3 rRNA genes are annotated in these 5345 nt (G+C 56.8%); all 3 read right to left on the bottom strand.

What is annotated here, in order from left to right:
• Positions 1–8: 8 nt before the first annotated feature.
• The 3 genes from rrf to ACGFK1_RS32800 all read right to left on the bottom strand — a co-directional run bounded on the left by rrf (position 9) and on the right by ACGFK1_RS32800 (position 5337).
• A 5S ribosomal RNA gene (gene rrf, locus ACGFK1_RS32810) occupies positions 9–123 on the bottom strand.
• Positions 124–238: 115 nt separating this feature from the next.
• Positions 239–3360: ribosomal RNA gene (locus tag ACGFK1_RS32805) — 23S ribosomal RNA — on the bottom strand.
• Positions 3361–3817: 457 nt separating this feature from the next.
• Positions 3818–5337 (bottom strand): 16S ribosomal RNA (locus ACGFK1_RS32800).
• Together the 16S, 23S and 5S rRNA genes form the textbook arrangement of a ribosomal RNA operon.
• Between the last annotated feature and the right edge of the window lie 8 nt (positions 5338–5345).

Raw genomic sequence — 5345 nt, 5'->3', positions numbered from 1 at the left:
TAATTTGTGTTCGGCGGTGTCCTACTTTTCCACCCGTGTTGGGTAGTATCATCGGCGCTGGCAGGCTTAGCTTCCGGGTTCGGGATGGGTCCGGGCGTTTCCCTGCCGCTATGGACCGCCGTAACTTTATTCACTTGTGAGTGCCCCACGTGGGTGGGGAATTCTGTGTTGGCCCCGGGTGATTTTTGGTGGTGGGGTGTGATGCCATCAGTTGTGGATGGTGTGTGGTTGCGAGTTTGTGTGTAAGTTTTCGGCCGGTTAGTGCCAGTTCCCTGCGCCTATTGCTAGGTGTGTAGGTCTGGTCTATTGATCCCGTGGTCTGCGGGGGGCCTTATCCCACTGAAATGGGTGAGAAGCCTGGTCTTGGAGGGGGTTTCCCGCTTAGATGCTTTCAGCGGTTATCCTGTCCGAACGTGGCTATCCAGCGGTGCCCCTGGTGGGACAACTGGTGGACCAGAGGTTCGTCCGTCCCGGTCCTCTCGTACTAGGGACAGGTTTCCTCAAGCTTCTGACGCGCGCGGCGGATAGAGACCGAACTGTCTCACGACGTTCTAAACCCAGCTCGCGTGCCGCTTTAATGGGCGAACAGCCCAACCCTTGGGACCTGCTCCAGCCCCAGGATGCGACGAGCCGACATCGAGGTGCCAAACCATCCCGTCGATATGGACTCTTGGGGAAGATCAGCCTGTTATCCCCGGGGTACCTTTTATCCGTTGAGCGACACCCCTTCCACTCGGGGGTGCCGGATCACTAGTCCCGACTTTCGTCCCTGCTTGACATGTACGTCTCGCAGTCAAGCTCCCTTGTGCACTTACACTCAACACCTGATTGCCGTCCAGGTTGAGGGAACCTTTGGGCGCCTCCGTTACATTTTAGGAGGCAACCGCCCCAGTTAAACTACCCACCAGGCACTGTCCCTGAACCGGATATACGGTCCGAGGTTAGAGGCCCAATACGATCAGAGTGGTATTTCAACAATGACTCCACCAAAACTGGCGTCTTGGCTTCACCGTCTCCCACCTATCCTACACAAACCGTATCGAGCACCAATACCAAGTTGTAGTGAAGGTCCCGGGGTCTTTTCGTCCTGCCGCGCGTAACGAGCATCTTTACTCGTAGTGCAATTTCGCCGAGTCTATGGTTGAGACAGTTGAGAAGTCGTTACGCCATTCGTGCAGGTCGGAACTTACCCGACAAGGAATTTCGCTACCTTAGGATGGTTATAGTTACCACCGCCGTTTACTGGGGCTTAAATTCTCCGCTTCACCCCCGAAAGGGTTAACGGGTCCTCTTAACCTTCCAGCACCGGGCAGGCGTCAGTCCGTATACATCGTCTTGCGACTTCGCACGGACCTGTGTTTTTAGTAAACAGTCGCTTCTCACTGGTTTGTGCCACCCCTTCCCGCTACCCACCGCAAGGGTGTTCACGGTAATGAGGTCCCCCTTCTCCCGAAGTTACGGGGGTATTTTGCCGAGTTCCTTAACCATAGTTCACTCGTACGCCTCGGTATTCTCTACCTGACCACCTGTGTTGGTTTGGGGTACGGGCCGTGTGTGTGCTCGCTAGAGGCTTTTCTCGGCAGCATAGGATCACCGAATTCACCTCACTCGGCTATGCATCACCTCTCAGACACCTGACACCCGGATTTACCTAGATGCCGTCCTACAGGCTTGCCCCAGTATTACCACTGACTGGTACGGCTACCTTCCTGCGTCACCCCATCGCTTGACTACTACCCATCCGGGTCCCGTGCAGCAGACGATCGTCCTCACCCGAAGGATCAGATCGACCGCCCTTTGGACGGTTAGCAGAATGGATTCATCACGGGCGCGCACACACGGGTACGGGAATATCAACCCGTTGTCCATCGACTACGCCTGTCGGCCTCGCCTTAGGTCCCGACTCACCCTGGGCGGACTGGCCTGGCCCAGGAACCCTTGGTCTTTCGGCGGGCAAGGTTCTCACTTGCCTTATCGCTACTCATGCCTGCATTCTCACTCCCACACCCTCCACAGCTGAATTCCTTCGCTGCTTCACCGGATGCAGGACGCTCCCCTACCCAACGATTACTCGTTGCCGCGGCTTCGGCGGTGTGCTTGAGCCCCGCTACATTATCGGCGCACAATCACTTGACCAGTGAGCTATTACGCACTCTTTCAAGGGTGGCTGCTTCTAAGCCAACCTCCTGGTTGTCTTCGCGACTGCACATCCTTTTCCACTTAGCACACGCTTAGGGGCCTTAGCCGGCGATCTGGGCTGTTTCCCTCTCGACGCACGGAGCTTATCCCCCGCCGTCTCACTGCCACGCTTTCATTTACCGGCATTCGGAGTTTGGCTGACGTCAGTAACCTAGTAGGGCCCATCGGCCATCCAGTAGCTCTACCTCCGGCAAAAAACACGTAACGCTGCACCTAAATGCATTTCGGGGAGAACCAGCTATCACGGAGTTTGATTGGCCTTTCACCCCTACCCACAACTCATCCCCTCAGTCTTCAACCTAAGTGGGTTCGGGCCTCCACAACATCTTACTGCTGCTTCACCCTGGCCATGGGTAGATCACTCCGCTTCGGGTCCAGAACACACCACTACACCACACACAATTGTGCGGATACGCCCTATTCAGACTCGCTTTCGCTGCGGCTACCCCACCCGGGTTAACCTCGCGACATGTCCCTGACTCGCAGGCTCATTCTTCAAAAGGCACGCCATCACCCCACACAAAAGCGAGGGCTCTGACGGATTGTAAGCGCACGGTTTCAGGTACTCTTTCACTCCCCTCCCGGGGTACTTTTCACCATTCCCTCACGGTACTCATCCGCTATCGGTCACTGGGAAGTATTCAGGCTTACCGGGTGGTCCCGGCAGATTCACAGCAGATTCCACGGGCCCGCTGCTACTCGGGGAAACAGTTCCACGAAAGCCGTCGAGTTTTCGCCTACGGGGCTCTCACCCTCTACGACAGACCATCCCAGGCCACTTCGACTAACCCAACGGTTTATCACTTTCGCCCTGGCCGGCGGACCAGAGAAGAAACGCCCCACAACACCACACACACAACCCCCGCCGGGTATCACATGCATATGGTTTAGCCATCCTCCGCTTTCGCTCGCCACTACTCACGGAATCACACTTGTTTTCTCTTCCTACGGGTACTGAGATGTTTCACTTCCCCGCGTTCCCCCCCAACGCCTATACATTCAGCGTTGGGTGACACGACATCACTCGTGCCGGGTTTCCCCATTCGGACATCCTCGGATCCACGCTCGGTTGACAACTCCCCGAGGCATATCGCAGCCTCCCACGTCCTTCATCGGCTCCCAGTGCCAAGGCATCCACCATGCGCCCTTAAACACTTACAACACAAAACCAAAAAATGAGTCACCCACACACCCCAACAGGGCATGCGGGCATCAGAAAAATTGCACATCAACACACAACAAGACCGGAAACCCGAAGGCCCCCAGCCACACTGCGTGCTAGATGCTCGCAACCACTATCCACAAATCAAACACCACACCCCACCACCAAAGCAGGGCGACAACCAACCAACTCCCTACACGAGAGCGACCCAACACCTCAGGTCACAACCACCTCCGGTTTCCCACACGCGGGACGAAGAGGTGACGGGCTTGTTGTCTCAAAGCCCAATAGTGTGTCTGGCAGTCCCTCACCACAAATCCGAAAACTCGAATCCCGTTGCGGCTCAAATGTTTGTCGTGCACCCACCGACAACCCACTACAGGCGCCGGCACTGATATCCCAACCGCGAACCCCTCACACATGTGAGGCACGGGGGAATGAATTAGTGCTCCTTAGAAAGGAGGTGATCCAGCCGCACCTTCCGGTACGGCTACCTTGTTACGACTTCGTCCCAATCGCCGATCCCACCTTCGACGGCTCCCTCCCACAAGGGGTTAGGCCACCGGCTTCGGGTGTTACCGACTTTCATGACGTGACGGGCGGTGTGTACAAGGCCCGGGAACGTATTCACCGCAGCGTTGCTGATCTGCGATTACTAGCGACTCCGACTTCACGGGGTCGAGTTGCAGACCCCGATCCGAACTGAGACCGGCTTTGAAAGGATTCGCTCCACCTCACGGCATCGCAGCCCTTTGTACCGGCCATTGTAGCATGTGTGAAGCCCTGGACATAAGGGGCATGATGACTTGACGTCATCCCCACCTTCCTCCGAGTTGACCCCGGCAGTCTCTCACGAGTCCCCGCCATAACGCGCTGGCAACATGAGACAAGGGTTGCGCTCGTTGCGGGACTTAACCCAACATCTCACGACACGAGCTGACGACAGCCATGCACCACCTGCACACAGGCCACAAGGGAACCGATATCTCTACCGGCGTCCTGTGCATGTCAAACCCAGGTAAGGTTCTTCGCGTTGCATCGAATTAATCCACATGCTCCGCCGCTTGTGCGGGCCCCCGTCAATTCCTTTGAGTTTTAGCCTTGCGGCCGTACTCCCCAGGCGGGGTACTTAATGCGTTAGCTACGGCACGGATCCCAAGGAAGGAAACCCACACCTAGTACCCACCGTTTACGGCGTGGACTACCAGGGTATCTAATCCTGTTCGCTCCCCACGCTTTCGCTCCTCAGCGTCAGTTACTGCCCAGAGACCCGCCTTCGCCACCGGTGTTCCTCCTGATATCTGCGCATTCCACCGCTACACCAGGAATTCCAGTCTCCCCTGCAGTACTCCAGTCTGCCCGTATCGCCCGCACGCCCACAGTTAAGCTGTGAGTTTTCACGGACAACGCGACAAACCACCTACGAGCTCTTTACGCCCAGTAATTCCGGACAACGCTCGCACCCTACGTATTACCGCGGCTGCTGGCACGTAGTTGGCCGGTGCTTCTTCTGCATCTACCGTCACTTGCGCTTCGTCGATGCTGAAAGAGGTTTACAACCCGAAGGCCGTCATCCCTCACGCGGCGTCGCTGCATCAGGCTTGCGCCCATTGTGCAATATTCCCCACTGCTGCCTCCCGTAGGAGTCTGGGCCGTATCTCAGTCCCAGTGTGGCCGGACACCCTCTCAGGCCGGCTACCCGTCGTCGCCTTGGTAGGCCATCACCCCACCAACAAGCTGATAGGCCGCGGGCCCATCCCACACCGCAAAAGCTTTCCACCACAGCACATGCATGCCGTAGTCCTATCCGGTATTAGACCCAGTTTCCCAGGCTTATCCCAAAGTGCAGGGCAGATCACCCACGTGTTACTCACCCGTTCGCCACTCGAGCACCCCGAAGGGCCTTTCCGTTCGACTTGCATGTGTTAAGCACGCCGCCAGCGTTCGTCCTGAGCCAGGATCAAACTCTCCAAACAAAAACCCC

Origin of the sequence: Mycobacterium sp. NPDC048908, from assembly GCF_043197955.1 — a bacterium.
GTDB lineage: Bacteria > Actinomycetota > Actinomycetes > Mycobacteriales > Mycobacteriaceae > Mycobacterium.
The sequence above is the reverse complement of the archived record's forward strand: the minus strand, read 5'-3'. Positions and strand labels throughout refer to the sequence as shown.